General features: G+C 36.2%; 1 protein-coding gene. It reads left to right on the forward strand.

Features of this window, described 5'->3' with window-relative positions:
• The first annotated feature begins 124 nt into the window (after positions 1-124).
• Positions 125-1,435 (forward strand): ISL3 family transposase, encoded by a 1,311-nt coding sequence (locus tag ACQV2S_RS08705; protein WP_428885407.1) that lies wholly within the window; start codon positions 125-127, stop codon positions 1,433-1,435.
• Positions 1,436-1,562: the final 127 nt, after the last annotated feature.

A 1,562-nucleotide genomic window follows, 5' to 3' on the forward strand; every position in this document is an offset into this window, starting at 1 on the left:
GGTTCTATAATTTATAGGGTTGATGGCCGAAGGCCTCAACTCTATTTTTTACTTTAGGGTACAAAAAAGGACAGATCTCCTGTATATTATAAGCGACTAAACCACAATAAAGGAGAGCTGTCCCATGTCACACATTATATCATCTTTACTCGGATTAAACGATAAAAACATCACAATTAATGACCAAAAATTTTCAAAAATTTCGATTAAAGGCCGTTTATCTTTCTTATTAACAGGTCAATTAATAGAGCCTATTAGTCATTGCCCTTGTTGTGGGCAATCAGCAATTAACTATTCAATCGTTAAAAATGGCTCTCGTACATCGCGCATTCAATTAATACCGATGGCAGGTTATCCCACTTATTTAGATTTAAAAAAACAGCGTTATTACTGTAAATCTTGTCACTCATCCTTTACCGCTCAAACGCCTGAAGTCGCTCGTCACTGTCATCTATCTAATCATTTGAAACGATATATCGCTGATCAGTTAACACATACGATATCAGAAACTTATATCGCTCAACTGGTGCATGTATCGATTCATACAGTCCGTCGTGTGACGAATCAAATGGCACAGCACCTTCAATTCAAACCGCTACATTCCTTACCACAACACCTTTGTTTTGATGAATTTAAAAGTGTTCGAACGATTGATGCTGCGATGAGTTTCATTTACTGTGACGCTAAAACGCATCGATTAGTTGATTTGTTCTTTGATCGCAAACAGTCTTCATTAATCCGTTATTTTCAACAATTTCCGTTGGAAACCCGTCAATCGGTTCAAACGATAACGATTGATATGTACCGACCGTATATGGATTTAATTCAAAAAGTTTTTCCAAAAGCACAAATTATTATTGATAAATTCCATCTCATTCAAGCTTTAAATCGTGAGCTGAATCGGACACGAATTCATGTGATGAACACCTTCCGAAACAAAGACAATCGACTGTACAATAAACATAAACGCTACTGGCGCCTAATCATGACACCAAGAAATAAATTACACACCACTACTTATCAGCGCTATCGATTATTTGATTGGATCACAAACACCAGTGGTATCGTTGATTATTTATTAGCATCAAGTAGCGAATTAAAAGTCACTTACGAGGTCGTTCATCATTTAAGAGAAGCCCTTCAAGACCTTCGAATCGATCGATTTGAGTTTTGGGTCAACTATGGCCTAACATTACCCGTTTCAAAAAAATTAAAGACCGTTTTAAGAACCTTTAAACGCTATCACACTTTTATTCAAAACACCTTTAACTATTCAACCTTAACGAATGGCCCAATTGAAGGGCTAAACAATAAAATCAAGGTGCTGAAACGAAATGCCTATGGCTATCGTAATTATTCACATTTTAAAAATAGAATTTTATTGATGATGCGCTTATACTTGCCCAATCAATCATCTACGTCGGTTGCTTTTTGACAATTTATCTCATAATAAAACCGGTCGATCATTCATGCGCTTATAATAATTGTTGATCTGTAAAAAAAGAGGTGAAGTAACCAGTCGGTTACCTCACCTACTCATCAACCCTATTTGACAAAGAGCC

This window comes from Facklamia sp. P13064, assembly GCF_050409425.1.
Lineage (GTDB): Bacteria > Bacillota > Bacilli > Lactobacillales > Aerococcaceae > Facklamia.